The organism is Clostridium sp. AF27-2AA, from assembly GCF_003478505.1.
Lineage (GTDB): Bacteria > Bacillota > Clostridia > Lachnospirales > Lachnospiraceae > Brotaphodocola.
This window is the reverse complement of record NZ_QUFI01000003.1, coordinates 96,560-122,874: the sequence shown is the minus strand read 5'-3', so window position 1 is coordinate 122,874 and position 26,315 is coordinate 96,560. Positions and strand designations below refer to the sequence as shown.

At 49.0% G+C, this 26,315-nt stretch carries 21 protein-coding genes; 2 read left to right on the top strand and 19 right to left on the bottom strand.

Annotated features, from left to right (window positions below):
* Positions 1-5 precede the first annotated feature (5 nt).
* A complete protein-coding gene (locus tag DWY84_RS03120; protein WP_243024730.1) occupies positions 6-599 on the bottom strand; it encodes a formate dehydrogenase accessory sulfurtransferase FdhD in 594 nt (197 codons plus the stop codon).
* A gap of 288 nt (positions 600-887) precedes the next feature.
* Positions 888-1,709, bottom strand: a complete 822-nt coding sequence (locus DWY84_RS03115) for a formate/nitrite transporter family protein (RefSeq protein WP_243024729.1) — start codon at positions 1,707-1,709, stop codon at positions 888-890.
* A gap of 521 nt (positions 1,710-2,230) precedes the next feature.
* On the opposite strand from DWY84_RS03115, the gene DWY84_RS03110 reads away from it, so the two are divergent.
* Entirely contained in the window at positions 2,231-3,229 is a 999-nt protein-coding gene (locus DWY84_RS03110) for an SH3 domain-containing protein (RefSeq protein WP_118530767.1), read from the top strand.
* 41 nt (positions 3,230-3,270) lie between these two features.
* On the opposite strand, the gene DWY84_RS18025 is transcribed toward DWY84_RS03110, so the two are convergent.
* The 17 genes from DWY84_RS18025 to hisZ form a co-directional block, all read right to left on the bottom strand.
* Complete coding sequence (locus DWY84_RS18025; protein ID WP_347560750.1) at positions 3,271-3,669, bottom strand: hypothetical protein; 399 nt, start codon at positions 3,667-3,669, stop codon at positions 3,271-3,273.
* Between the two features lie 15 nt (positions 3,670-3,684).
* A complete protein-coding gene (locus DWY84_RS03105; protein ID WP_347560749.1) occupies positions 3,685-4,458 on the bottom strand; it encodes a peptidase dimerization domain-containing protein in 774 nt (257 codons plus the stop codon).
* A 193-nt stretch (positions 4,459-4,651) separates the two neighbouring features.
* Positions 4,652-6,730, bottom strand: coding sequence for a polyphosphate kinase 1 (gene ppk1, locus DWY84_RS03100; RefSeq protein WP_118530765.1), 2,079 nt, complete (start codon positions 6,728-6,730; stop codon positions 4,652-4,654).
* 65 nt (positions 6,731-6,795) lie between these two features.
* On the bottom strand, positions 6,796-7,869 hold the full coding sequence (locus DWY84_RS03095) for an ATP-dependent 6-phosphofructokinase (RefSeq protein WP_118530763.1): 1,074 nt from the start codon (positions 7,867-7,869) through the stop codon (positions 6,796-6,798).
* Between the two features lie 18 nt (positions 7,870-7,887).
* The gene (locus tag DWY84_RS03090) at positions 7,888-9,609 is read right to left on the bottom strand and encodes a Na/Pi cotransporter family protein (protein ID WP_118530761.1); all 1,722 of its coding nucleotides are present in this window, start codon (positions 9,607-9,609) and stop codon (positions 7,888-7,890) included.
* Between the two features lie 119 nt (positions 9,610-9,728).
* Complete coding sequence (locus DWY84_RS03085; protein ID WP_118530759.1) at positions 9,729-10,391, bottom strand: HD domain-containing protein; 663 nt, start codon at positions 10,389-10,391, stop codon at positions 9,729-9,731.
* A gap of 208 nt (positions 10,392-10,599) precedes the next feature.
* The gene (locus DWY84_RS03080) at positions 10,600-11,970 is read right to left on the bottom strand and encodes an MATE family efflux transporter (RefSeq protein ID WP_118530757.1); all 1,371 of its coding nucleotides are present in this window, start codon (positions 11,968-11,970) and stop codon (positions 10,600-10,602) included.
* 88 nt (positions 11,971-12,058) lie between these two features.
* Entirely contained in the window at positions 12,059-13,291 is a 1,233-nt protein-coding gene (locus tag DWY84_RS03075) for an ABC transporter permease (RefSeq protein WP_243024728.1), read from the bottom strand.
* A complete protein-coding gene (locus DWY84_RS17675; RefSeq protein ID WP_243024727.1) occupies positions 13,284-15,149 on the bottom strand; it encodes an ABC transporter permease in 1,866 nt (621 codons plus the stop codon). Before DWY84_RS17675 ends, DWY84_RS03075 begins: the two co-directional genes overlap by 8 nt.
* Positions 15,146-16,756, bottom strand: a complete 1,611-nt coding sequence (locus DWY84_RS03065) for a sugar ABC transporter ATP-binding protein (RefSeq protein ID WP_118530753.1) — start codon at positions 16,754-16,756, stop codon at positions 15,146-15,148. The genes DWY84_RS17675 and DWY84_RS03065 overlap by 4 nt, the downstream gene beginning before the upstream one ends.
* Before the next feature lie 77 nt (positions 16,757-16,833).
* Positions 16,834-18,069 carry a DUF3798 domain-containing protein gene (locus tag DWY84_RS03060; protein ID WP_118530743.1) on the bottom strand — a complete coding sequence of 412 codons (1,236 nt, stop codon included), beginning with the start codon at positions 18,067-18,069 and terminating at the stop codon, positions 16,834-16,836.
* Positions 18,070-18,393: 324 nt separating this feature from the next.
* Positions 18,394-19,659, bottom strand: coding sequence for a bifunctional phosphoribosyl-AMP cyclohydrolase/phosphoribosyl-ATP diphosphatase HisIE (gene hisIE, locus DWY84_RS03055; protein ID WP_243024726.1), 1,266 nt, complete (start codon positions 19,657-19,659; stop codon positions 18,394-18,396).
* Positions 19,660-19,661: 2 nt separating this feature from the next.
* Positions 19,662-20,387, bottom strand: coding sequence for a 1-(5-phosphoribosyl)-5-[(5-phosphoribosylamino)methylideneamino]imidazole-4-carboxamide isomerase (gene hisA / locus DWY84_RS03050; protein ID WP_118530739.1), 726 nt, complete (start codon positions 20,385-20,387; stop codon positions 19,662-19,664).
* A gap of 79 nt (positions 20,388-20,466) precedes the next feature.
* Complete coding sequence (gene hisB, locus DWY84_RS03045; protein WP_118530737.1) at positions 20,467-21,054, bottom strand: imidazoleglycerol-phosphate dehydratase HisB; 588 nt, start codon at positions 21,052-21,054, stop codon at positions 20,467-20,469.
* Between the two features lie 60 nt (positions 21,055-21,114).
* Positions 21,115-22,404 (bottom strand): histidinol dehydrogenase, encoded by a 1,290-nt coding sequence (gene hisD, locus DWY84_RS03040; protein WP_118530735.1) that lies wholly within the window; start codon positions 22,402-22,404, stop codon positions 21,115-21,117.
* 6 nt (positions 22,405-22,410) lie between these two features.
* Complete coding sequence (gene hisG, locus DWY84_RS03035; protein ID WP_118530733.1) at positions 22,411-23,055, bottom strand: ATP phosphoribosyltransferase; 645 nt, start codon at positions 23,053-23,055, stop codon at positions 22,411-22,413.
* Positions 23,056-23,069: 14 nt separating this feature from the next.
* Positions 23,070-24,350, bottom strand: coding sequence for an ATP phosphoribosyltransferase regulatory subunit (gene hisZ / locus DWY84_RS03030; protein WP_178716683.1), 1,281 nt, complete (start codon positions 24,348-24,350; stop codon positions 23,070-23,072).
* Between the two features lie 283 nt (positions 24,351-24,633).
* On the opposite strand from hisZ, the gene DWY84_RS17670 reads away from it, so the two are divergent.
* The gene (locus tag DWY84_RS17670) at positions 24,634-26,157 is read left to right on the top strand and encodes an amidophosphoribosyltransferase (protein WP_243024725.1); all 1,524 of its coding nucleotides are present in this window, start codon (positions 24,634-24,636) and stop codon (positions 26,155-26,157) included.
* Positions 26,158-26,315: the final 158 nt, after the last annotated feature.

Below are 26,315 nucleotides of genomic sequence, written 5' to 3'. Positions count from 1 at the left end.
TACGGTCAATGATAAAAATCCGTATAAACGCGCATCCGGTCTGGTCTTGCGGCACAGATCATGGTCAGACGGTATTTCTTTGCCAGTTCTACGGAATCCATCATGGGAATGGCTTTTGCCGCCACCACCGGAATCCCCGCCATAATGATTTTCATAGTCATATCAAACGGCGTTCTTCCGCTGGTGTACAGAATACAATATTCCAGCGAAAGCCCGTTTTTCAGCGCATAGCCCACGGCTTTGTCGATGGCATTGTGCCGTCCGATGTCCTCACAGGAAAACAGAAGCTGCTCTCCCAGGGCCAGAAAACAGCTGTGGGCGCCCCAGGTTTTTTCGTGAAGGGGCATACCTTCCGCAATCCGGTCTGCCAGGGAAAAAATCCATTCCGGCTTCCAGTCAATGGGTGTCAGCGGATGCGGTGTTTTCGTATACTGGTCCGGGAACCCGGATGGAAGCGGCACTGATATACGGACCATGGCTTTCTGCCCGTTCTCCCTCAATTCCACAGACTCCACATCCTCCAGGGAATGAATCAGCCCCTCCGTTTTCAGATGACCAAGAATGACCTCTGTCAGATACTCGGGTATGCAGGAAAACAACGGCAATCATCTCCTGGGCATGGATGCCAAGTGCCTCCGCGTCTTCCGTATTCACTTCGATAAAGGATTCACCTGCAATCCGATTGCTTCCGTCTGCAGCGTTCCTCACATGGATGCTCACAGATCATGGCGCAGGCAGTCGGCAGCGGATTGTCCCGGCGGATATGCTTTAATTTTTGCTCGAAATGTTTCCAAAAGACGGCCAATCCTGACATCGTTGCTTTTGGAATCAGCAAGAAAAATCTTACTCATATTATTCTATACCTTCATTCTCCTGGTTGGTTTTTTCTAATCTGCTTTCCTGAGATAGGCAAGCCAGTATACGCCGCCTACGCACACGCCGCCGCCAAGAACATTGCCAATGGTGACCGGCAGGAGGTTTGCGAATAGAAAATTACCCAGATTTATCACATCAGGATTCAGCCCGGCTGCAAGTGCCGCGTCCAGATATTCCGGTACGGTCCTTGCCATAAGGCCAGCTCCGATATAATACATATTTGCCACACTGTGCTCAAACCCGCAGAGCACAAAGATCATGATGGGAAAAAACAGGCCGATAACCTTTCCGGCCGCGTCTTTCGCCGCGAATGAGATCCAGACTGCGATGCAGACCAGAAAATTACAGAAAACTCCCCGGATGAGCGCGTCTGAAAAGCTCATCGTGCATTTTCTGGCCGCTGTGGAAATCACGGATACCGCCATGCCATTTCCAAACAGGCAGAGCTGATGCGAATATACGGCTCCGGCAGCCACAAGAAGCCCGCCGGCAAAATTTCCAAGATAGACAACGATCCAGTTTCTGAGAACCCCGGGAAGCGTTACTTCTCCGGAAAGAAGCGGAACCGTCAAAAGACAGTTTCCGGTAAATAACTCACTTCCGGCGAGAAGTACCATGGTGAGGCCTCCCGGAAAGATGCAGGCACCCAGAAGCTTTCCGATAGCAGCAGGCTGTACGCCCACGGCTGCCGTGGTTGCTCCAACTCCGCAAAGCGCAATGAATACCTCAGCCATCACGGCCAGCAGAAACATCTTCGGAATGGCAGTGTTGACCTTACTTTTTCCAATCGAAACATAATTTTCGGCAATTTGAGCCGGTGAAAACAGATTCATACATTATCCCCCTATATTCTTGTTTTCATGGCCATTTCCGCCATTATAAGTCAGGTGTCTGATTGTTGCAACGAGCGTTATTTTTTTGACAGTGCTGTTATTTTTTTGTTTATCAATTGATAAATTTTTATTTATTATGTATTTTGATAGAACTCGCATTATCATAATAATTTCAAATGAGAAACGTAAAAAATTAACTTTTTTAGGCAGATTGTACACAATATGCACGGTTTTTGAAAATTATCAATAGATAATAATTATGTATATTTTATTATTCATAGAAATAATTCATGGATTGTTAGAGCTCTCATCTTGCTTTTGAAGCTTCCAATCTCCCGGAGGAACGGCGCGAGAGCGTGAAGCACATTGATATTGCGTAGCTCCCCCTTGTGGTGTAGCAGCTTCACAACACGTCCTGATTTGCCGGAAGTTGACAAATCCTCAGGATTTTGGTATATTCTTCATGTAATACTTTTGTAATATTTTAACAAAGAACTGCATTTATACATGGAGAAATATACATGAAACGACGAATCTCTGAGATACTCTCCGCTTCCGCCGGTGTACTGAAACAGGTGGCAGCGCTTACTGCAGCTGTCTTCGTGTTTGCAGCGGCTTTTGCTGCTCCGTCCTTTGCTGCCTCTTCCTATGATAATCTGGCAGTGGCCAATGTCAAAAATGAGCCTCTGAATATGCGGACCAGCCCTTCTGTTGATGCAGAAATCATCGGAAAATGCTACCGTGGCTCCGGAGGAACGGTTCTTGACCGGAAAAACGGCTGGACAAGGATCCGCTCTGGCGGGCTTGAGGGCTGGCTGAAGGATGATTATCTTCTGTTCGGCAGGGACATTGAGCCTCTTGCAAAGGAGCTTGGACTTTTGAGAGCCAAAGTCACTGCGGTTACATTAAATGTGCGTAAAACCCCTTCCACGGATGCCGTAATCGTAAAACAGGCAGCTCAGGAGGAATCGTTTCCGCTCCTGGAATCCTCAAACGGCTGGATCAAGGTTCAGCTTCAGGCTGACGCAAGCGGCTATATCTCAGCGGAATACGCGAAAATCATACCAGTTCCGGGAGCTGCGGTCGATACAAAAAAAGAAGCGGCTGCTCTTCATTCCGGAGCAGAGGCACAGGCAAAACCTGCTTATGTGATTTCCGCAACAGATGATGAGATCTATCTGCTTGCAGCCTGCACAGCCATGGAAACCGGAAATGGCTCCTATGATGCCCAGCTTGCCGTTGCAAGCTGTATCATCAACCGCGTAAAGTCAAAACACTGGGGAAAGTCCATTTCCAGTGTCATCTACGCAGACGGTCAGTTTCCCGGCGCATCTTCCGGTCTGCTGGACAGCTTTCTGGCTCAGGGGCCTTCCAAAACTGCGCTGAAGGCCTCAAAGGACGCACTGTGCGGTTCCAATAATATCGGAGATTACCTTTATTTTAATTCTACCAAACGGATTTCACCGGAAGATTATTCCTCGTATAAGATTGTCGGCGGAAACTGTTTTTACAAAAAATAGCGGCCGCGCCAATGGCGCCTCCGCTATTTTTTCATTTATTTTTAAAAGGATACGTCCTTTTCCTTCTGCTTCCGTTCCCGGAATTCCGTTTGGATTTCTGAAAGAAGTTCAGGCCGTTCCAGAATATCCACACAGGTTCCGGCAAGAATTTCTGCTCCGTACCGAAGTGCCTCATGTGCTTTCTCTGTTTTTCCGGCTTCCAGATATTCCTTGGAATGTGCTGCGGTTCCCTCCGGGACAAAAGCGGTCCGGATACAGCAGCCCGGAACATCATACATTACATTTCCAAAGTCTGTAGAGCCCGTTTTTTCTCTTGGTCCGGCAAGCTGCGGAGCTTTAAATTCCTCAGCATTTTCCATGATCAGATTGTTTAATGTCATACATGGGATTTTGGCCTGGAACGGATAGCTGCGCTCAATCTCACAAGTAGTTCCGGTCATAAGACAGGCACCCTTTTAAATATCCTGAAATCTGGGAACAATCACATTTTCCAGATAGTCTGTACTGTAAGAGCGCAGCGTATATTCAGCCTTCGCCCTTCCCGGAACAATGTTGGACGGTCCGCAGGCATCGAGGATCGTGTAATGCATACGGGAATCTTCCAGCAAATGTTCCCGCAAAAATTCAATGCCCTGGAAAGACAGAAGTGCGGAATCGAAGGCACTCTTTCCCTTGTGCGGGCTCATGGCAGCATGGCTTTCTACGCCGTGGAAAGTCACGTAATAGCATTCCAGTGCCATACAACGGACATCCACACAGGTATTCGGTGCCGCATGCATCATCAGCGCAATGTCAATGTCCTGAAAGCAGCCCTTTTCTTTCATGATGATCTTTCCGCCGATCGTCTCCTCTGCAGGCGTTCCGTAAATGACGATCTTATACGGCTCTTCACCGCATACATCACAAAGTGCCAGAGCGGCTCCGATCACCGACGGTCCCTGCATGTGGTGTCCGCAGGCATGTCCGATATCTTTTATAGCATCATATTCTTCCAGAAAACCAAAGGACGGACCACCGCTGCCCTGCTCGTATACAGCCCGGAAGGCTGTCGGAAGTCCTGCAATTCCACATTCTACCTCAAATCCTTTTGCTTTCAGATATTCGGTTAAAAGCCTGCTGGACTGAATCTCTTCCATTCCAGGCTCTGCGAAATCATAAATCTGGTCAGACATGGAAACCAGCTCTGAAAGATGTGATTCTAAGGCCTGCGAAATCAATTGTTTCTTCATAAGTCATCTGCTCCTGTTCCATCAAAATTCCTGTTCAAGCTGTTTTAACAGTTTTTTCAATCCTGCCATGAAAACAAGCTACTCCATTGTCACATTAAAAGGCAAGCAGGCCATTGCACCCATGGAAAGACTGATCACACTGTTTCATCAGTTTTCTTAGGGTTTTGTCCCTTTTTCGCTTATGCGTGCCGGCTCAGGAGCGGGCGGCCGCATAAGCTTCTTCAAAGAGGGTTTCCTGTGCGTTCAGGCTGGAATCGCCGTCCGGCTCTATTTTGTAGCTGCCGTCCGGCTGCTGTACCCTGGCCTTAACATTATCGCTCATCATCGTTAAAAACATTTCACGGATCCTGCATTTTAAACCGTTGTCATATACCGGTACAGCCACCTCAACCCGGCGCAGCGTATTCCTTGTCATAAAATCTGCAGAGGAAATATAGATGCTGTCGCGCTCCGGCGTTCCGAATATATAGATTCTGGAATGCTCCAGATAACGTCCTACAATACTGCGTATCTGTATGTTTTCCGTTTTTCCTGGAACTCCAGATTTCAGGCAGCAGATTCCTCTTACGACCATTTCAATCTTTACACCTGCTTTTGAGGCTTCTACCAGCTTGTCAATGATGCGTTTATCGGTAAGAGAATTGATCTTAATACCGATGTACGCCGGTTTTCCGGCCAAAGCGGTCTGAATCTCCTTGTCGATCATAGAAAGAACAGGCTCCTGAAGGCATTTCGGGGCAACCAGTAATTTTTCTGATTTTTCTACCGTGTCACCGATCAGGATGGACTGAAATACACGCAGCGCGTCCTCTCCGATTTCCGTATTTGCGGTAATCAGGGAAAGATCTGTGTACATGCGGGATGTTTTTTCATTGTAATTTCCTGTACCAACCTGCGTGATATACTGGATATTACTTCCGTCTTTTCTGGTTATAAGGCACAGTTTAGAATGAACCTTCAGACCATCAATACCATATACGACATGGTAGCCCGCATCTTCCAGGCGGCGGCTCCACTCAATGTTGTTCGCTTCATCAAAGCGCGCCTTTAATTCCACCAGAACATCTACCTGTTTGCCGTTTTCAGCTGCTTCTACCAGTGCCTCCACAACTTTGGAATTCTTTGCCAGACGATATAAAGTCATTCGGATAGAAACTACCTTGGGGTCATTGGCTGCTTCTGACAGCATATTTAAAAATGGCCGGATGCTTTCATATGGATAGGAAAGCAGAACGTCATGATCCAGAATCTGCGGAATGACCGGGCTTGCGGAATCCAGCTGGGAGGTAGACTGCGGAAGCCGTTTCGGAAATACAAGGTCCGGATTTTTACGGAGTACATCTTCCAGCGCAAACAGGAAAGACAGATCCAATGGCGCTTTGGAATAAAAAACCTGATCCTTGGTCAGTTCCAGATAATTGCAGACGGTATCCACCATCTTCGGGGCTATATCTCTTGTCAGTTCCAGACGTACCGGCGCCAGCTTTTTTCTTAATTTAACGACCTGGGCCATCTGATCCCGGTAATTCAGATCCTCATCATAAATCTTGTTCACATCAATATCCGCATTTCTGGTAACTCTCAGCACTGATTTTTCCAGTACTTTATAACCGGAAAAGGCAGTCGGGAGGAAATGCAGGATCAGCTCTTCCAACAGCATGTAGGTAGATTCCAGTCCGGGAACCGGGATCAGCCGTGGGATCATCTCACTGCTGCACGGAATAATTCCAATCTTTTCTTTTCCGCTTTTGGTACCAAGAATTGCAAATGCATAGATTTCCTGTCCTTTTAAAAACGGAAACGGCTGTTTACGACCAACGATCATGAGAGAAAGCAGCGGAAGTACTTCCCTGCGGAAATAATCTTCCAGATATTTTCCATCTGCCTTGCTCAGATCCCTGAATGAGACCAGGTGCACGCCTTCTTTGGCCACCAGCTCCATTACATGCGTGTATATCGTATCCTTTCTGTCGTTTAAAACGTTGACCCGCTTTAAAATGGCATCGATCTGTTCCTGCGGTGTCATATTCGTCTTATTTTCCCGGTTGTCGCCAGGCAGTAATTTCATATCTTCCAGGGATCCGACACGGACCATAAAAAACTCATCCAGATTGGACTGATATATCGAAAGAAAGGACATGCGTTCACAAAGCGGAACCTTCTCATTTTCTGCCTCTTCCAGCACGCGTTCGTTGAATTTCAGCCAGGATAATTCGCGGTTGACGTAAATGCCGGTATGTTTATCTTCTACAGTGTTTGCTTTTGCAGCCATGTTAATGCCTCCTGTTGTTACGGAATGCCTCCCGTGTTTTTCTATGTAACAATAAATTTTTCCGATCAGTTTCCAAAGCAAATCCCTATCTCCTTTGCCTGCGCGATCATTTCATGCTCCGGCGGTACCGTTTTCAGTTTTCCGCTTACTTCCTCCAGCGGGAGTGCAACCAGCTTACCCTCCCGTAAAGCTACCATAAATCCATAATGCTCTTCCAGGATCAGCTGTGCAGCAAAGGAACCAAGCCGTGATGCCAGAACCCGGTCATAGGCATTGGGACTTCCACCTCTCTGTGTATGTCCCGGTATGGTAATGCGCACCTCCTGCCCGGTTTCAGCTGCCAGCTGATCTGCGATTTCATATGCAATGGAGGGATAAGTATTTCTGGGTTTTTTCTTTTTGTATTCGCTCCTGGTCAGGGCGGCATCTTCTTTGGAGATTGCGCCTTCCGCCACAGCCAGAATGGAAAAATGCTTTCCGTTCTCGGTGCGCTGTTTCAGCGCATCGGCTACCTTGTGGATATCATAGGGCAATTCCGGCAAAAGAATGACATCGGCTCCTCCGGCAATTCCGGCATGAAGGGTAAGCCATCCTGTTTTATGCCCCATCACTTCCACAATAAAGATCCGGCTGTGGGAAGCTGCCGTCGTATGGATGCAGTCAATGGCATGTGTTGCGATATCCAGGGCACTGTGAAAACCAAACGTCATGTCAGTTCCCCAGATATCATTATCGATGGTTTTGGGAAGGGTAACCACGTTGAGGCCTTCCTGCTTTAACAGATTGGCAGTTTTATGCGTTCCGTTTCCGCCAAGGATCACAAGACAGTCCAGCTTCCATTTACGGTAATGATTCTTCATGGCCTTGACCTTATCCAGTCCCTGCTCATCCGGAACCTGCATCTGCTTAAAGGGTTGTCTTGAGGTACCGAGAATGGTTCCGCCAATCGTCAGGATCCCGGAAAAATCGGAAGGCTTCATCTTTTTTCTGTTTCCATAGATCAGGCCCTTATAGCCATCTAAAATTCCATAAATCTCAATCTCGGCTTCTTTTTCATACAGCGCCTTGGCAACTCCGCGCATAGCCGCATTTAAGCTCTGGCAGTCGCCGCCGCTAGTCAGGATTCCGATTTTCTTCATCTTACTTCGCTCCAGTTTCTATAGGTTTTTTCGTAAAGATTGATCCTGTTCAGCATTGTTCTGATACAATTTCTGGAAGGAAATGTTATCCATGGCTTCTTCAGAAATGCTGACACAGTTGTCTGCAATACGGTCAATATTGTAGAGCATATTAGAATACTGCATGGTCAGATCGGAAGAACAGGTATTTTTCTTGATACGTGCCATATGAGCCTTGTTATTCTGTTTCTGAAGCTTACGGATTTTGTTTTTATCCTTTGATACCTTTGCTACAATATCCTTATCTCCATTTTCCAGAGCCTGCATGGCAGTCACAAACAGATTTTTCAGTGTTCCGATCCCTGTCTCCAGCTCATGCAGGGCCTCTGCGGAAAAAACGCCGCCATGCTCCTGGGAAAATTTAGCCACTGTACCGATTTCCTCGCAGCGGTCAGCGATACGGTCAATGTTGTTGTTGATGTAAAGCAGACCTGCGGCCTGTTCGGACTGCTGTTCGGTCAGGGTACCGCTGGCAAACATTTTTACAATATAACTGCCAATCTGTTCCTGAAGCTTCTTCACCGCAAAATGCATCTCTTTAAAATTCTGATACGCTGCCACTGCTTCTTTTCCCACAAATGCAAGCTTCATGCTATCCATCATCTGCCTGGTAAAATCAGAGACACGCTGGATCTCCTCAGAAACCAGATAAAGAGCCGCTGCAGGCTGCGTCAGAACCCGGTTTTCCAGGAATTGCGGTTCAAAGGTCTGGCGCTCCTGCTGATCCTGCCCGCGCACCAGACAGGTAACGATCTTTACCATAACCGGGATTAACGGAAGCCATATCAGGGTGCAGACAATATTGAACGTCGTATGTGCATTTGCGATCTGCCTGGAAATCACATCCAGCTCCGGCCCTTTTGGAGAAATAAAACGTACAAAAGCTGCCAGTAGCGGAATCAGAAATAAAAATACTATACTTCCCGTAATGTTAAAAACACTGTGAGCCAGTGCAGTTCTTTTTGCGTTTTTGGACTGGCCGATTGAAGCAAGAAGTGCGGTGATCGTGGTACCGATGTTATCGCCCAGAAGAATCGGAATCGCTCCGGTGAGTCCAATGACACTGGTTACACCATCCGGACCGGCCTGAGATGCAAAATTCTGCAAAACCGCGATCGTTGCGGAACTGCTCTGTACCACAAGCGTCATACCGGCACCAAGCAAAATACCAAGAACCGGAATATGGGAAACCTTTCCCATCATGTCTACAAAAAACGGACTGCTGGCAAGTGGTTTCATAACACTACCCATAATTTCAATTCCTTCAAAAAGCAGCCCGAAAGAGAAAATAACCATACCGATATTTTTAATTTTTTCTTTTTTGCTGATAAAATTCAGAAGAAAACCGATAAAAATAATCGGATAAATATAATTGCTGATCTTAAATGCCATCAGCTGGGCCGTCATGGTCGTACCGATATTGGCACCGAAAATAACGGAAATGGCCTGAGGAAGACTCATCAGACCTGCACTGACAAATCCGATCACCATGACGGTCGTGGCGGAGCTGCTCTGTAAAACTGCAGTCACCAGTGCTCCTGCCAGAGCTCCCATTACTGCATTTCTGGTAAGAAAGCTGAGTATCTTTTTCATTCCCTCTCCCGCGGCCTTCTGAAGTGCGTCACTCATGCTGTTCATGCCATATAAAAACAGGGCAAGACCACCGATGAGGCCAAAAAAGATCTTAACGTTTTCATTCATGTTTTCCTTCTCCTTTGTACATACTCGACAAATTCATTTACTCATCCTTTTCAGCATATACCAGCAGTGAGGATTTCTCTATCTCACCGCAGTTAAGAGAATGTTAAATCCATGTAAAATCAGCAAAGCTTACTTCCATTCGCCACCAGGCGGAACCGGCAGTTCAGACACTCCGCGGCCCTTTTGCACATGAGCATGCGCTCCAGAAAAATCTCAAAATAATCCATCAGGCTGCAGATGGAATCATCCAGCTCCAGGTTCATCTGGATCAGACGCTTTTCCTGGTCAATTTTAAGGCTGGAAGAGAGTGCCGCATAATTTACACGGTCGTGGATATCGAATTTGGCTTTGTTGGGATTCTGTACCCGGTTTCTTCTGACATCTGTTTTATCAGCAAGGATCAAAGCGGCTGAGATCGGGTCGATGGCCGTTCCGGTGCCCTCATCATGATGTCCGATGGCAGCAGTGACCGTAAGGATCTGTTCCAGGTCCATATTGCGTTCTTTTAAGATTCCATAAGCCAGAATTGCTCCGCTATGCGCATGGTCATGACGGTTTACGCTATTTCCAATATCATGCATATATCCGGCAATTTTTGCCAGTTCAATGGTTCTCTTTTTGTAGCCCAGCTCTTTTAAGATCATACCAGCGGTCTCCGCTGCTTTTGCTGCGTGTTTCCGCGAATGCTCCGTATAGCCAAGCTCCCGAAGAACCTCATTTCCCTTTTCAATCAGTAAATTGATTTCTCTGTCTTTTCGGATCTCTGTAATATCTGGTTTCATATTTTGGATCACCCTCTCTTTTTGTATAGAGGAAGTATAACGGTAAAATATGAGGTTTAAATTCTATCCAGTTAAAATTTATGTAAAAACAGCAAAAAAGCCATTGCAAAACAGTTTTATAAATTCTGTTTTACAATGACTTTTCATTTTTTCGCGTTCAGTGCGCTGGCCTGATGATCCAGATATCTGATGTTTTACACACCCTCTTCTATTCAGTCATTTCTTCTTTCAGCAGCAAATCTTTAAAAATCAAACGTAGAGCCCAGATTGCCAGGATCGTGGTTCCGATGTCAGCTAACGGCTGTGCGATCTGGATACCAAGAATGCCGATGGCCGGTGTCAGGATCAGAAGCAGTGGGATCAGAAACCACCCCTGTCTTGCGGTGGAGACCACTGTAGCCCAGGTGCCATATCCCATGGACTGCGGTGTCATATTGCCCATAACAGTGATACCCATGAGCGGCAGCGTGCAAAGCTGCAGGCGGAGGGCCAGTGTACCGATCCGGATCACGTCCATATCATCCTTGCGGAATACTGCCACAATATTGCCGGAAAATATCAGGCCGATCACGGCAAATACAAAAAGAACGGCTGTACTGACCTTAATGCAGAACACACAGGCCTCTTTCACACGTCTGTACATGCCTGCTCCGAAGCAATAGCTGCAGACCGGCTGGAACCCCTGTCCAAAACCGATCATGGCAGAGCCGACAAACATCATAAACCGGTTGACAATGGACATGGCTGCAATCGCTGCGTCACCGTAGGGCTGCGCCATGATATTCATGATGATCGTTGCTACGCTGGCAATGCCCTGACGTCCCAAGGATGCTATGCCGCCGTATAGAATTTGTCCATAGAGTCTGAGCGTTGGGCGGAACTTTCGGATATCAATCGAAATGCAGTCCTTGCGAAGGTTGCACATGGCAAGCAAAATGCAGAAGCTGACAAACTGCGAGATTCCGGTAGCCAGCGCCGCTCCTGCCGTTCCCATATCCATGCCGAAAATAAAAACCGGATCCAGGACAATGTTTAAAATACCGCCGGTGGTAATGCCGACCATGGCAAAAAGGGCTTTCCCCTGGAAACGCAGGATATTGTTCATGATAAAGGATGTCATCATGAACGGTGACGCAAGTAAAATGTAGGAAGCATAGGCTTCTGCGTAAGGCGCGATGGTCACGGTAGATCCCAGCATCATAACCAGCGCATGGATATTGGCCGTGCCAAGCACGGTAATGACAAGTCCCATGCCGAAGCCGGTAAAAAAACCGATGGAGGCAAGCTTCTCCGCCAGTTCTCGGTTTCCGGCACCGATCAGTCTGGCAATGTAGTTGCCGGAGCCAATGCCGATCATAAAGGACAATGCCTGAATGATGGCCATGGCAGAAAAAATAATGCCCACGGCACCGGAGGCGCTGGTCCCGAGCTGACTTACAAAAAAAGTATCCGCCATGTTGTAGATGGAAGTCACCAGCATACTGATGATGGTCGGAACGGCCAGCTTCGAGATCACGCGTCCTACCGGCGCATGGGCCATTTCATAGTACTGGTCATGTGTTTCTTTTGTCTGTTCCATGATAATATCTCCTGTCTGAATCGTAGTGTCAGATATTCATTATATCATCATTTAGACAATGATGCCATGCCCAATCCTTGTAATTCTTTTATTTTGCTTTTTTCTTTTTGTTATCTCCCCACGCGTACATAACCAGGGCCAGCGCAATAACGCCGTAGGAAATGAATACACGGAAATACTCACCGATAGCTGCATCACCAAACAGATTTTTACCTGCGGACGGTGCCACAATGAATAAGAGGTGGAACAGGATACAGCCGAGAAGCGCCTGTCCGTTGGTTGCTTTCTTGATAGAAGCTCCGCCTACCAGGATTGCCGCTCCTGCATACAGGCCAACCTGCTCATGAGCACCGTAGGTCTGGAAGGAACCCATATTCTGTACGAAGATGAGCTGTCCCCAACCGGCCAGCACAGTGGAAATGATGATGGCGATCACGCGGACACGATCCACATTGATACCGGCCGCGTTGGCCACGGTACGGTTCTGTCCGACTGCACGGAACTGCTGCCCGATGCGGGTCTTCATGATTGCGTTGTTGAACACACATAACAGTGCCACGATCAGGAATGTGACCATCGGCACACTGACCATGGAGAATGCCGCAGTCACAAACGGAAGCTGCGCAATGACAGCCACTGCTACACAGATGCCGGTACGGGTCAGGGCTTTCTTTTTGTCTTCCTTCTTTGTGGCAAGCTTTACCAGACTCCATATGGCAATCAGTCCGCAGAGGATCAGCGCCGCAGTACCAAAAGGCACGCGCCACAGACCGTCCAGCGCGTATTTGAAGCCGCGCTCAGTGGAAAGATCAATGGTGTTTGCCACACCGGTGGAACCCTTGATGACCAGGCCCGGTGTCTTTAACGGAATCAGATTTCCGAAAATGAACAGGAATAACAACTGATACAGTCCGTTCGCGAAATATCCGAGGATCAGTCCGCCGATCATCTCCTGTCCTTTCATCTTGTTCATCAGTTTACCGATCAGGAAACCGAAGAAAGCCGCGATCGGCATGGTGATGACCATGGCTGTGAGGAATCCGGCAAGGCCGCTGATGCCCCACTCAATGACCCACAGTGCCGCAATCTGGGCTGCCATAGCACCAATGGTGATGGCAAAGTTGATTCCCATTCCGGCAATGATCGGAATGATCAGGGCCAGGACAATGAAGGAGTTTCGGCTCAAACGGCCAAAGAGCTCATACATTACATAAGAAACCGTCTGTCCGGAGCAAACCAGGCCGATGAGACACAGTACGACGAACATCACGGTAACTGCATTTTTCTGCAGAATTTCACGAAAATCCCATTTATTACGCACGAGACTCACCTCCTGACTTTGTAAGCGCATATAAAATGATTCCGTTGGAAATCAGGATACGAAGGGTCTCTGAAATGGTGGAGCCCGGAACCAGTACATTGGCTACCGGCATACCCAGTGTCAGAACGCCCTGGAATAAGAACGTACCGATCAGAACATGACTGATCTTACAACGGGTAGTGGATGCGCCGCCGATCAGGATTGCGGATGCGGCGATAAATCCCATCTGGCGCGGTGCGGTGTAAAGCTGCATGAAACCGTAGCTCTGGGAGTATACCAGAATTCCCACAGCGCCCAGCACGGTGGAAAGCACAGTTCCTACAATACGCATGCGGTCTACGTTGATGCCGACAGATTCCGCAAAGCGCGGGTTGTTGCCCACAGCCTGCATCGCCTGTCCGGTCTTGCTTCTGGAGAACAGCCATACCAGCGCGCAGCAGACTGCCATGAAGAGCAGCAGGCCGGTCGGGATGGTGAACTCACCGATCTGGAATGCCAGGAAATCATTTAAGATGTGACGGAAATTCGTGGAATCCAGACCAATGGTATTACGAAGTCCGGTTCCCAGCGGCCAGCGCAGCTTCAGAGACTGGAACGGAAGCACAAGCCATGCGATACACATCAGGGAGACGATGGAAAATCCAACGTATGTAGTAACGGACATTTCGGAACCCTTCAGCCGGTTTAACATCAGAGCGTATAAGTATCCGCAGACTGCCGCAAGCACAGAGCCTGCCACAATGGCAAAGAATAATCCGCCCCAGCCTGGGATTCCAAGCTCAATCGTTAACAGTCCGCCAATCAGACCGGCTACCAGGCCGATCGGAAGGCCCAGGTTCAAGCTGATACCGCACTGGATGCCCGGCACCATAGCCAGAACCATGATGGCGTTCATGCCCATACGGACTACGGTGTTGCTTAACAGAGTGGATAAGGACAGGTCATACCACAGAGTCATAAAGCACAGCAGAATAAAGAACACGCCAATGATGACTCTCGGGATACCAAGCTTTGCCACCAGAACCTGATGGAATAATAACAAAAGCGCTACGACTATCAGGGCGCATGCCAGGTAGATCATGTCATCCGCATGGCGGATCAGACGCTGCGCAGTGGTTTCTTTTGCGCTGCACTGCTCCACATAACGGTCATACTGGGTGGAGAAGCTGTCACCGGACTGGTAAAGGATTCCCTCTACTGTCTCTTCGAGGGTTTCCAGTGCCTCATCGGTCAGGACCGGGTAAATTTTCTTTAACTCCGCTCCTACCTTCGCATAGGTTGCCTTTGCTTCTTCCTGCTTTGCCAGCATTTCTTCTGTTGGCTCAAAACCGGACATATCCACAATGACTTCGTCATCCTCCGGAACTTCCTCTCCGGCTGCCAGCATTTCCTCATGTTTCTGTTCCAGAGCCGCTTCCGCCTCTGCATAGTGCGCTTCCTCATAAGCACTGCGGGCTGCAGTCTCAACTTCTGCGTATGCTTTAACGGCATCGGTGTAAACGGCAACAGCTGCGGAAAGGTCTGCCGTATCCACGGACAGGGTATCTGCCGCTGCGCCGCCCTCGTACTTCGCGCGGGTTTCAGCCTCAGCTTTCTCTACCGCCTCACGGATGGCTGCCATGCCGCCGCCGGCTTCCTTGGCCTGCTTCTGCGCCTCCTGCTTGGCAATGGCCACGTAACTCTCCACCACACTGTCTCCGGTGGCGCTTAAAAGTGTCTGGATGCGGAGCTGCTGCAGAATTTCCTGGCCCGCTGCCCCATTCTGCTTTGGTACGTTGAGCAGGCCAAGTACCAGACAGACGGCAGCCGCCGCGATGCAGAGAACCGCAATCATTTTCTGAATCTTCTGTTTCGTCATGCGTTCGTTCCCTCCTTTTCCAGATGTTCAGACGGCCGGATGCCGGACATGGCCAGACCGTAGTCAGCATCCGATGCCTGCGGTGACAGAACATCAACCAGCTTTCCTTCTGACACAATGGCAATACGGTCTGACACGCTCTTAAGCTCCTGAAGCTCAGAAGAAATGATAACAACCGTCATGCCAAGCTCCCTGTTTAAGCGCACCAGGGTTTCCAGTACCAGCTTTTTCGCGCCGATATCGATACCTCGGGTCGGCTCGGATACAAAGAGAAATTTCGGAGAGGTGCAAAGCGCTTTCGCGATGCAGACCTTCTGCTGATTACCACCGGATAAGGTACCGGAATGCTGGGTTGGTCCAAAGCACCGGATATCCAGGCTCTTAATATACTCCTCCGCAGTCTGACGGACCTTCTTGCTGTCTACCAGGGTAAAGGGGCCGATCTTCTTCAGGTATTCATTCTTGACCTGCATGGAATTGAAAACGATGTTGTCCTCAATGGAGCGGTCCAGAAGCAGGCCGACGCCCTTCCGGTCCTCGGATACCATAGCCACTCCGGCCTTCAGCACTTCCCGGGTATCCATGATATTCAGTTTTTCTCCAAACAGGGTAACCTCACCCTCTGCCTCATAAAGGCCCATAATGCCGTTAGAAATGCCAAGTTTTCCCTGACCGGCCAGTCCACCGATACCCAGGATCTCACCCTCAATGACATCCAGGGACAGACCGTTCACACGCTCGCCCGGCATATTGACATACAGGTCCCTGATGCTCATGGCAACCTTGCCCTGCGGTACCGGACGCGGCTCTACCTCAGCCATAGACTCGCCCTTGCGGCCCACCATCAGCTCCGCGATCTCACGGATACTGGTGTTCTTTGTCTCGCGGGTTGCCACCAGCTTTCCGTCACGCAGAATGGTAATGTTGTTGGAAGCAGCCATAACCTCATCCAGACGATGGGTAATGAAGATAATGGCAATGCCGCTCTCCGCGATTTTTTTCATAACGGAAATAAGCTGTGCTGCCTCACTCTCCGTTAAAACGGCGGTCGGCTCATCAAATACCAGAAGCTTTACGCCGGTCTTATCAATTTCTCTTGCAATCTCCACAAACTGCATATAGCCAACCGGAAGTCCCTGTACCAGAGTATTTTCGTCGATGGACATACCCACATGGTCCAGCGCAGTGCGCGCGTCTGTCTGCATAGCTTTCATATCCAGACTTTCCAGATTTTTGCCCAGCACACGGCTGACCGGGTTGGGACGGCAGATCTCACGGTTCAGCTTGATATTCTCCGTGATGGTAAAGCCCGGGAGCAGCATGAACTCCTGATGCACCATGCCGATGCCCTTTTCCATGGCATCATGGGGGGAAAGAATGCGCGTCTCCTCTCCATTTAAATATACGCTTCCCTCAAATCCGCCAGTGTTGTGGATGACCGGCATGCCGAACAGTACGTTCATCAGCGTCGATTTACCCGCACCGTTCTCTCCAAGGAGCGCATGGATCTCACCTTTTTTCACAGAAAGGGAAACGCCCTGAAGTACCGCGTTTTCCCCGTACTGCTTACTAATGTTTTTCATCTCAAGAACATAGTCTGTGTTCATGAAAAGCCCCTTTCTCTAAGATAGAAACAGGCACACCCGAAATCAATAGGGTGTGCCTGTCTGCAGATTTCAGTCTTTTACTTTAAGTAGTCGTTAAAATCAACCGGAGCAAGGAGGATTGTGTAATAGTTATCAAATTCCTCGCCATCCGCGTTCTTGTAGTTATTGATTTTGGCACCTTCAACCTTGGAGTTGAACATCTCCTTCAGAGTTTCTGCATCGTTCCGGTCTGCGATCTCACCGGTAATGTAGCCCTTTGCGTAATCTACGCCAACCTCAATGATGGTCATAGCTACCGGGGATGCCCAGGTGGAGAATCGGTCTACTGCGTCATGCTCTTTCAGCTTTGCTGCGATCTGCTCCAGTGCCTCAGTGTCATCGCCGCCGATGGCAAGCTCCAAACCCAGGGTAGCCGGGAATGCGTGATACGGGCTCGGGCAGCACGGCTGCGGATAGTAAGCGTTCGGCTCATCCAGGCATGCGGTCTGAAGAGACGGCTGCATACCACAGTTGGTGGTAAAGAATGCTACTTTCTTGCCTTCGTATTTCTTCAGCTGCTGCGGAACATCTTCCAGAATGAACTGCTGGGAAGCGGAAAGACCTGCCTCTGCGGTCGGGTCCGGAGCGGTAACGTCTACCATCTCGATGCCAAGTGCTTCTGCGTTCTTCTTAAGAAGCTCATGACGCGCCACGATCAGCTCCATAGCCATGTGACGCGGGAAAGAATAATGTACGAATACATCGATGCCCCACTCTGCGCATTTCTCCATGATGGTATCGCCCTGTGCAGCCTCATCTGCGTACAGTACGAGATCAGATGCCGCGGAGATAACTGCCGGATCCTCCTGCGGAGTACCCGCAATCAGAAGAATGTCGTCACGGCCCATCTCACGAACCTTGTCAAAACCTGCCTTTGCGCCAGGAACTGCCTGACACATCACGATGGCTTTTACATCCGGATCAGATGCGAAGGATACGATCTGGGATACAGTGGTCTCCATCTCAGACATGAAGTTGTCCGGATAAGTTGCGGTCACAATGTGCTCCGGTCCGTAGGTCTCCAGCGCACGCTCTGCCGCACGGAACTCCTCCTCACCCTGGGATACGGTACCGGTTAAGATGGCTACCTTCCAGTTGTCAGAGCCCTCGGATTTTGCAGCTTCTGCTGCCTCGGTCACAGCGGCCTCTGTGGTTTTCTCAGTTTCCGCCGGTGCTGCAGTTGTTGCGGTTGCTGCGCTTCCGCCGCCGCATCCGGCCAGTCCCATTGCCATGGCTGCTGCGGTAATCAGTGCCATAATTCTTCTCTTTTTCATATTTCTCCTCCTTCTTTTTAACAGCCTGTGCTGTCCTGTTTCCGGCTGCGCTGCTAATATCTGTTCCCCCATGCGCACCGGGTGCAGAACCGCTTCTTGTTTGTACGTTTGCGGCTTACACTTGTCTGTTAGTGTAACACAGCAAGTTCATTTGCGCAAGTACATTTTATTAAAAATGTTATTTCGCTACGTTAAAAATATGCCTGTTTTTGTATATTTGAGATAAAAAAATATGTCAGACTCTCAATAACATTGAAAATCTGACATATTTTTCTCATTTTTGTTTCAATTTTTATGTGCAAATATTGTGTATTTGTCTATACACTAACGATTCGCCAGTTCCTCGGTAATATCCTCCCAGGTTACGCCACGCTCTGCCATCAGGACCATGACATGATACAGAAAATCGGAGATCTCGTATTTGATTTCTTCTGGATCTGGGTTCTTGGCCGCAATGACGATCTCAGTAGCTTCCTCGCCCACCTTCTTTAAGATCTTGTCAATGCCCTTATCGAACAGATAGTTGGTGTAGGAACCTTCCTTCGGGTGAATTTTACGGTCCTGAATGACTGCAAAGACATCTTCAAATACCTTTAACGGATTGGTCTCTTTCGTCTCTTTTTCAGCCAGAGTCTGAAAGAAACAGCTGCGGGAACCAGTATGGCAGGCTGCCCCGATCTGATGCACCTTTGCAAGAATGGTGTCATTGTCACAGTCCAGCTGCAGGGACTTGACATACTGGAAATGTCCGGAGGTTTCTCCCTTTAACCACTGGCTCTTGCGGCTGCGGCTGTAATAATGCATCTTTCCGGTACGCAAGGTATCCGCAAATGCCTGCTCGTTCATATAAGCCAGCATCAGAACTTCAGAGGTCTTATAATCCTGAATGATCACCGGAACAAGTCCGTCCGCGTTTGTCTTAAAATCTCTCCAGGAAATGCTGCTCTTTAAAATATCCACAGGAAGGCCAAGCGCGCCAAGCTCCTGTTTAAACTCCATATAAATGCCATGATCCGGCTTCTCATTTACAAAAACCACACCAGCCGCAGGCTCTGCTTTCAGTTCTCCGGCAAGTTTTCCGGCATCACAGGACGTACTCATGATATAGTAATGCATCTGCTCATCCATGGTCCGGATCATTTCTGCTGCCTCCGGAAGCACTTCTTCTTCAAGAAAAGCCATAGAAGCCCCAAGCTGGGCGTATTCCGGAATCCGTTTTGTCTGCGCCGCGTCATGCAGGAGGATAAAGATTTTCTCGCTTCCAAACCGGTCTGCGGCCTCTTTGATCATGTCCACATTTTCCTCAGCGGAAGCATCCAGAAAGACACCCTTTGCACCCGCGTAAAGGTATTTTTTCACGTCCTCCAGGCGTTTTACCCGGCCGCCCGCGAAGATCGGAATGTCAATGGCTCTTGCCATTTTCCGGATCAGGCCGATATTATATTCATGCTCCTCATCGGTCCTGGAGCCGTCCACAAATACCAGGCCATCCGCTCCGTCATTGCCGCAGGCTGACGCATAGGAAAGAATCTCCTCTTCCTGTTTTCCATCGCAGCAAAGCTGCGCCAGTAACCGTTTCCATTCTGCCATAATCATTCTCCCTGTTCAAACCGCGCTACCGCATCCGGCAGGCTGATTTTTTTCTCATACAATGCTTTTCCGATGATGGCTCCCCTGATGCCGCTCTCATGCAGGCGGGTAAGATCATCCATGCAGGAAACTCCGCCGGAGGCGATCACATCCAGACCGGTCTTTTCCGTCAGAAGCTTTGTGTACTCCACATTCGGCCCGGTTAAGGTACCATCCTTGGAAATGTCCGTATATACAATATGTTTCACACCAAATTTCTTCATCTGCTGGCAGAGATCCAGTGCGGAAAGACTGCTGACCTTCTCCCAGCCCTCCACGGCCACCATACCGTTTTTAGCGTCCACACCAGCTACAATACGGTCTGGTCCGAACGTCTCCACCAGTTCTTTCATAAATTCCGGACGTTCTACTGCCCGGGTGCCGATGATACAGCGGGTAATGCCGAGATCCAGCATATTCTTTACAGCCTCTGCGCTGCGAATGCCGCCGCCCAGCTCAATGGGTACGGAAACGCTGGATACAATGGCACGGATGGCATCCTCATTCACGGAATGCCCGGCCAGCGCACCGTCCAGGTCCACGATATGGAGGAACGACGCCCCCTGGCTGACCCAGAGCTTTGCCATGTCAGCCGGAGTATCGGAATAAACTTTTACGTTGTCAAATAATCCCTGTGTCAGGCGGACACATTTACCGCCCTTCATGTCGATTGCCGGATATAACTGCATTGCGATTGTTCTCCTTTTATCCTGTTTTCATAACGGTTTTCATGCGGCACGTACTGCACACGTTTCAGTGGCTCCTGCTTTACAGTACGCCCTTGGTGGACAGTACATCGGTGATGCGGGCATCGAAGCGGGTGGCATTGTCCAATGCCTTGGCAAAAGCCTTAAAAGCGCCCTCGATAATATGATGATTGTTGATGCCGCTTAACTGCTTTACATGAAGGTTCATCTCCGCGCCGTAGGATACCGCGTAGAAAAACTCCCGGATCATCTCAGTCTCCAGATCCCCGACTTTTTCCCGGTCCAGATTTAAATCATATACCAGATACGGACGTCCGCAAAGATCCAGAGAGCACAAGAGCAGAGCCTCATCCATGGGAAGAATCATGGTGCCGTAACGGACAATGCCCTTCTTATCTCCAACCGCCTCCTTGATGGCCTTTCCCAGTACAATGCCGACGTCCTCAATGGTGTGATGGGTATCGACCTCCAGATCTCCATCCACATAGAGCTTTAAGTCAAACAAACCATGTCGCGCAAAGCCGTTTAACATATGGTCAAAAAAGCCAATGCCAGTATGGATATCAGCCTTTCCGGTTCCGTCCAGTTCCAGAGTCAGGCGGATTTTTGTTTCTTTTGTATTTCGTTCAATCGTTGCGCAGCGTGCCATCCTGCATTCCTCCTGTCATTGTGTTCTTCTTCATGCTGTCATGTGCCGTTCGCCGCCTGATTATTCAAAGCGGACACGGATGGAGTTTGCATGTGCTGTCAGATGCTCTGCCTCCGCGAAGCTCTCAATGTCCGTGTGCACTGCCTCCAGCGCCTCTCTGGAATAGTAGATGATGCTGGATTTCTTGATGAAATCATCTACACCCAGCGGAGAGAAGAACTTTGCGGTTCCGTTGGTCGGAAGCACATGGTTCGGACCTGCGAAATAGTCACCAAGCGGTTCAGAACTGTATTCACCCATGAAGATGGCTCCGGCATTCTGAATCTTGGTCATGACTTCAAACGGATTCTTTGTCACGATTTCAAGATGTTCGGAAGCAATGGCATTGGCCGTCTCAATGGCATCCTCCATGGAATCTGCCACCAGAATGTAACCATAATTTTCCAGGGATTTCTCCAGGATTGCCTTTCTGGAAAGGTTCTGCACGAATGCGTCTGCCTCTGCGGATACCTTCTCGGCCAATTCCATGCTGGTAGTAACTAAAATTGCGGAAGCCAGTTCATCATGCTCAGCCTGGGATAGCAGATCGGCTGCCACATAACGCGGATTTGCATTCTCATCTGCCAGCACTAAAATCTCGCTCGGTCCGGCAATGCTGTCGATGCTGACATGACCATAAACCGCTTTTTTGGCCAGAGCTACAAAAATATTGCCCGGTCCTACGATCTTGTTGACTCTCGGGATCGATTTTGTGCCAAATGCCAGTGCCGCAATGGCCTGGGCACCGCCCACTTTGTAAACCTCCGTAGCGCCTGCCAGATGTGCCGCGATCAGGGTTACCGGATTTACCCTGCCATCCTTTCCAGGTGGTGTCACCATGACAATCTTCTCCACTCCGGCTACCTCAGCCGGGATAATATTCATCAGCACGGAGGACGGGTAAGCTGCCTTGCCTCCCGGCACATAAACGCCGACGCTTGAGAGCGCGGTCACCTTCTGGCCCAGGATGGTGCCGTTTGGCTTGCTGTCGAACCAGCTGTATTGTTTCTGTTTCTCATGGTACTCGCGGATATTTTTCATGGATTTTTTCATGACTGCCAGAAGATTCGGATCCACCTGGGAGAGTGCTTCCTGAATCTCAGCCTGCGTCACGCGAATATTGTCTGCAGACAGTTCTGCACCGTCAAATTTTTTCGTATACTCAAAAAGGGCTTCATCCCCTCTTGCGCGGACATCGTCCACAATTTCCTGAACAGTGCCTTCATAGGCGCTGTAGTTATTCGGATCCCGTTTTAATAAATCCGCAAGGATATTTGCTCTGCTCTGTTCATTTAATTTGATGATTCTCATGGTTCTTTATGCCTCCTGAATCAGATTTTTTAACTGCTGTATGATCTTGGTAATACGCTCATGCTCCATCTTCATGCTGACCTGGTTGACCACCATACGGGCGGAAAGCGCACAGACCTCTTCCAGAACTGTCAGGCCGTTTTCCCGCAGCGTGGAACCGGTCTCCACAATATCTACAATCACCTCGGAAAGTCCTACGATGGGAGCCAGCTCGATGGAGCCGTTCAGCTTGATGATCTCCACGGTCTGATGTTTCTTATTGTAGAAGTAATCCTTCGCAATGGACGGATACTTGGTAGCAACACGGATCAGTTCATGATGCTGTAAGAGTTCTTTTGCTGATTCCGGTCCGCACACGCACATGCGGCACTTGCCAAGTTTCAGATCCAGCACCTCATAAAGCTTTCTTCCTTCCTCCAGAATCGTATCTTTTCCCACGATGCCAATATCAGCTGCACCATATTCCACGTAAGTTGGCACATCATTGGCCTTCGCCAGAAAGAAGCGGTAACCAAGCTCCTCATTGGTAAAGATGAGTTTTCTGGTGTCTTTGTCTTTCATTTCCTCGCAGGTAATCCCAATCTTCTCAAACAGATCCAGGGATTTATTTGCCAGCCGTCCCTTGGCCAGCGCAAATGTAAGATATCTCATAATGGCCGACCTCCTTAGTGAATATAATCCCGAACCGTTTCGGTATATGCCTGACGGACAGAAACGCCCGTCTCTGTATCATAAACAACAGCAATGCTGCCATCTTCCGGAAGACTGATCAGCCGGTGCAGCTGGAAGCGTCTCGCGTAATCCAGGTAAGCATCCATGCTCTCCGATTCGGCCCTCGGCGTCAGCTGCGCCGGGATTCCTGCATTGCGGAACTGGCATACCAGGCGGATAGCCCTGTCTCTCGCTGCCGGATCATACAGGATGATGGTGTCGTTCATTTTTACATCAATACGTATCTTCTGTCTGGAAAGAGCCAGAAGAAGCTGGTCTGCCATAATGGCAAAGCCGACCGCGGCTGCTTTCTTTCCAAACTGCTCCAGCAGTTTGTCATAGCGTCCGCCTGCTACAATGTACTCACCAGTTCCATAGGTGTAGGCCTTGAAAATAATGCCGGTGTAATAGGAATATTTGCTCAGCATGCCAAGATCATAAGAAACATAATCACCAAGTCCATAGCTATCTAAAATCTCCTGTACCTCTTCCAGGCGGTGAATTGCGCCCAGAGCCCGCTCATTGGTAGTCATGGACTTTGCCAGGCGGATCTGATCAATGTCTCCGAACAGCTCAGGAAGCTTCAAAAACAGTTTTTTCAAATCTTCGCCCATGGTCTGCTCTGACAAAAGTTCTTCCACACCGAAATAATTCTTATTTTCAATCAGGATTCGCAGCTGCTCCTGGGTTTCTTCATTCATACCGGACTCTTCCACAAGGCCACGGTAAAACTCCACCTGCCCCAGCTCAACCTGAAACTCTTTCAGGCCCGTTTCCTTTAACGCGTCAATGACCATGGCAATCATCTCTGCGTCAGCATCCGCGGTATCATCTCCAATGAGCTCGGCACCGGTCTGGGTGGACTCCTTTAAGCGCCCCTGATAGCTGGTACCGTTAATGAAGGTTGGTCCAAGATAGCAGAGACGTAAGGGTTTGGTTTCATCCATATAATACTTTGCCACACAGCGGGCAATGGGCGGCGTCATATCCGGCCGCAGAACCAGCGTATTGTTATCCCGGTCAAAAAACTTGTACATGCCCTGGCTTCCCACGCTTCCTCGCTCTTTCTTGAAAATATCAAAAAACTCAAATACCGGAGTCTCAATGCTCTGATATCCGTAAAGGCTGAACACATGCTGAATCTTCTGCTCTACAGCAAGCTTTCTGGCACATTCCTCCGCATAAATATCACGCACACCCTCCGGGGTATGCAGTAACTGGTTGTTCATGTTCATAATTCCGTCTCCAATGCTTTCTTGTGGTAAAGTGCTAATTCGTTAACGTGGTTTTAATTATAGGAGAAAGCATCTGAATTGTCAATCAATATCTTGATTTTGTTTTGTGCTTTTCCTTTATTGTAAATCTCTGATCTGGGACCGTCAAATAAATTTCCTCAATATATATTAGTATTTTTTATATATAATGCCAGTTGTATAAATATAGTGATATATGATACACTGATTCTGGATTTTGCGTTTTCTATACTATTACATACAGATTGGAAGGAGTTTAGCAATTATGGGAGGCTTTTTCGGAGTAGTATCAAAACACGACTGTGTGATGGATCTGTTTTTCGGTACAGACTATCATTCCCATCTTGGAACCCGCCGCGGCGGCATGGCTGTCTATGGAGAACATGGATTTCAGAGAAGTATTCATAATATAGAGAATTCCCCGTTCCGGACAAAATTTGAACGGGATGTGGAAGAACTTGCAGGAAATGCTGGTATCGGCTCCATTTCCGATAACGAACCGCAGCCGCTCCTGATTCACTCACATCTGGGAAGCTACGCCATTGTCACCGTTGGTAAGATTAACAATGAAGAGGAACTGATCCAACACGCCTTCAATAATGGGCACATCCATTTCATGGAAATGAGCGGTGGCCGCATCAACGCCACCGAACTGACTGCTGCCATCATCAACCAGAAACAGACTCTGACAGATGGCCTTTTATACGCTCAGGAAATGATTCAGGGTTCCATGACCATTCTCCTGCTGACGCCGGAAGGCATCTACGCTTCCAGAGACCGCTATGGCCGCACTCCGCTGACTGTGGGGCAGAAGGACGATGCCTGCTGTGTTTCCTTTGAGAGTTTTGCTTACATCAATCTCGGTTATCACGACTGCTACGAATTAGGTCCTGGTGAAATTGTGCGGGTGACCGCCGACGGCGTAACCCAGCTTTCCGCACCGAGAAAAGAAATGAAGATTTGTTCCTTCTTATGGGTATACTACGGCTACCCGACTTCCAGCTATGAAGGAATCAATGTAGAAGAAATGCGCTACCGCTGCGGACAGATTCTGGCAGACCGGGATCTGGGCTGTCATGGGTGCAGCCACTGCCCGGGACATGCAAATGCGGCCGTATCCGGCAGCCAGACTCCTGAGACTGCCATTTCTGCTGAGCAAAACGCTGCCAGCACAGGAACCGACACAATCCATCCAGATATCGTAGCCGGTGTTCCGGACTCCGGCATTGCCCATGCCATCGGCTACGCCAACGAATCCGGCATTCCGTTCGCGAGACCCTTCATTAAATATACTCCGACCTGGCCGCGCTCTTTCATGCCACAGAATCAGAGTCAGAGAAACCTGATCGCGAAGATGAAGCTGATCCCGGTGGGGGCCCTCATCAAAGACAAGAGCCTGCTCCTGATCGACGATTCCATCGTCCGCGGAACCCAGCTGGGCGAAACCACCGAATTTCTCTACCAGAGCGGAGCCAAAGAAGTACACATCCGCCCGGCCTGCCCGCCATTGCTCTTCGGCTGCAATTACTTAAACTTCTCCCGTTCCAACTCCGAGCTGGACTTAATCACCCGCCGCATCATCCGCGACCGCGAAGGAGACAACGTATCCGAAGAGATTCTCGCCGACTACGCCAACCCGGACAGCCAGAATTACCAGGAAATGGTCGAAGAAATCCGCAAACGCTTAAACTTCACCACCCTCAAGTTCCACCGCCTGGACGATCTGGTAAAATCCATCGGACTTCCAAAAGAATGCCTGTGCACATACTGTTGGGATGGGCAAGAGTAAAATAACAATTTAAGAATAGTCACGAAAGGTCCGAAGCCGGACACGTTGCACTTATATTTATGCTACGCAGGATACCACCCCGGCCTGCTTCTGCTTTCCTGGCTATTCTGCGGTAATAAAAAACACAGCCAGAATGCTACTGGTAAAAGCTGGAAATT

What these genes read in the sequence shown, in the direction of transcription:
- DWY84_RS03115 (WP_243024729.1), bottom strand. Translation starts at nt 1,709, where the DNA reads ATGAATCTGTTTTCACCGGCTCAAATTGCCGAAAATTATGTTTCGATT.
- DWY84_RS03110 (WP_118530767.1), top strand. Translation starts at nt 2,231, where the DNA reads ATGAAACGACGAATCTCTGAGATACTCTCCGCTTCCGCCGGTGTACTG.
- DWY84_RS18025 (WP_347560750.1), bottom strand. Translation starts at nt 3,669, where the DNA reads ATGACCGGAACTACTTGTGAGATTGAGCGCAGCTATCCGTTCCAGGCC.
- DWY84_RS03105 (WP_347560749.1), bottom strand. Translation starts at nt 4,458, where the DNA reads ATGAAGAAACAATTGATTTCGCAGGCCTTAGAATCACATCTTTCAGAG.
- ppk1 (WP_118530765.1), bottom strand. Translation starts at nt 6,730, where the DNA reads ATGGCTGCAAAAGCAAACACTGTAGAAGATAAACATACCGGCATTTAC.
- DWY84_RS03095 (WP_118530763.1), bottom strand. Translation starts at nt 7,869, where the DNA reads ATGAAGAAAATCGGAATCCTGACTAGCGGCGGCGACTGCCAGAGCTTA.
- DWY84_RS03090 (WP_118530761.1), bottom strand. Translation starts at nt 9,609, where the DNA reads ATGAATGAAAACGTTAAGATCTTTTTTGGCCTCATCGGTGGTCTTGCC.
- DWY84_RS03085 (WP_118530759.1), bottom strand. Translation starts at nt 10,391, where the DNA reads ATGAAACCAGATATTACAGAGATCCGAAAAGACAGAGAAATCAATTTA.
- DWY84_RS03080 (WP_118530757.1), bottom strand. Translation starts at nt 11,970, where the DNA reads ATGGAACAGACAAAAGAAACACATGACCAGTACTATGAAATGGCCCAT.
- DWY84_RS17675 (WP_243024727.1), bottom strand. Translation starts at nt 15,149, where the DNA reads ATGACGAAACAGAAGATTCAGAAAATGATTGCGGTTCTCTGCATCGCG.
- DWY84_RS03065 (WP_118530753.1), bottom strand. Translation starts at nt 16,756, where the DNA reads ATGAACACAGACTATGTTCTTGAGATGAAAAACATTAGTAAGCAGTAC.
- DWY84_RS03060 (WP_118530743.1), bottom strand. Translation starts at nt 18,069, where the DNA reads ATGAAAAAGAGAAGAATTATGGCACTGATTACCGCAGCAGCCATGGCA.
- hisIE (WP_243024726.1), bottom strand. Translation starts at nt 19,659, where the DNA reads ATGGCAGAATGGAAACGGTTACTGGCGCAGCTTTGCTGCGATGGAAAA.
- hisA (WP_118530739.1), bottom strand. Translation starts at nt 20,387, where the DNA reads ATGCAGTTATATCCGGCAATCGACATGAAGGGCGGTAAATGTGTCCGC.
- hisB (WP_118530737.1), bottom strand. Translation starts at nt 21,054, where the DNA reads ATGGCACGCTGCGCAACGATTGAACGAAATACAAAAGAAACAAAAATC.
- hisD (WP_118530735.1), bottom strand. Translation starts at nt 22,404, where the DNA reads ATGAGAATCATCAAATTAAATGAACAGAGCAGAGCAAATATCCTTGCG.
- hisG (WP_118530733.1), bottom strand. Translation starts at nt 23,055, where the DNA reads ATGAGATATCTTACATTTGCGCTGGCCAAGGGACGGCTGGCAAATAAA.
- hisZ (WP_178716683.1), bottom strand. Translation starts at nt 24,350, where the DNA reads ATGAACATGAACAACCAGTTACTGCATACCCCGGAGGGTGTGCGTGAT.
- DWY84_RS17670 (WP_243024725.1), top strand. Translation starts at nt 24,634, where the DNA reads ATGGGAGGCTTTTTCGGAGTAGTATCAAAACACGACTGTGTGATGGAT.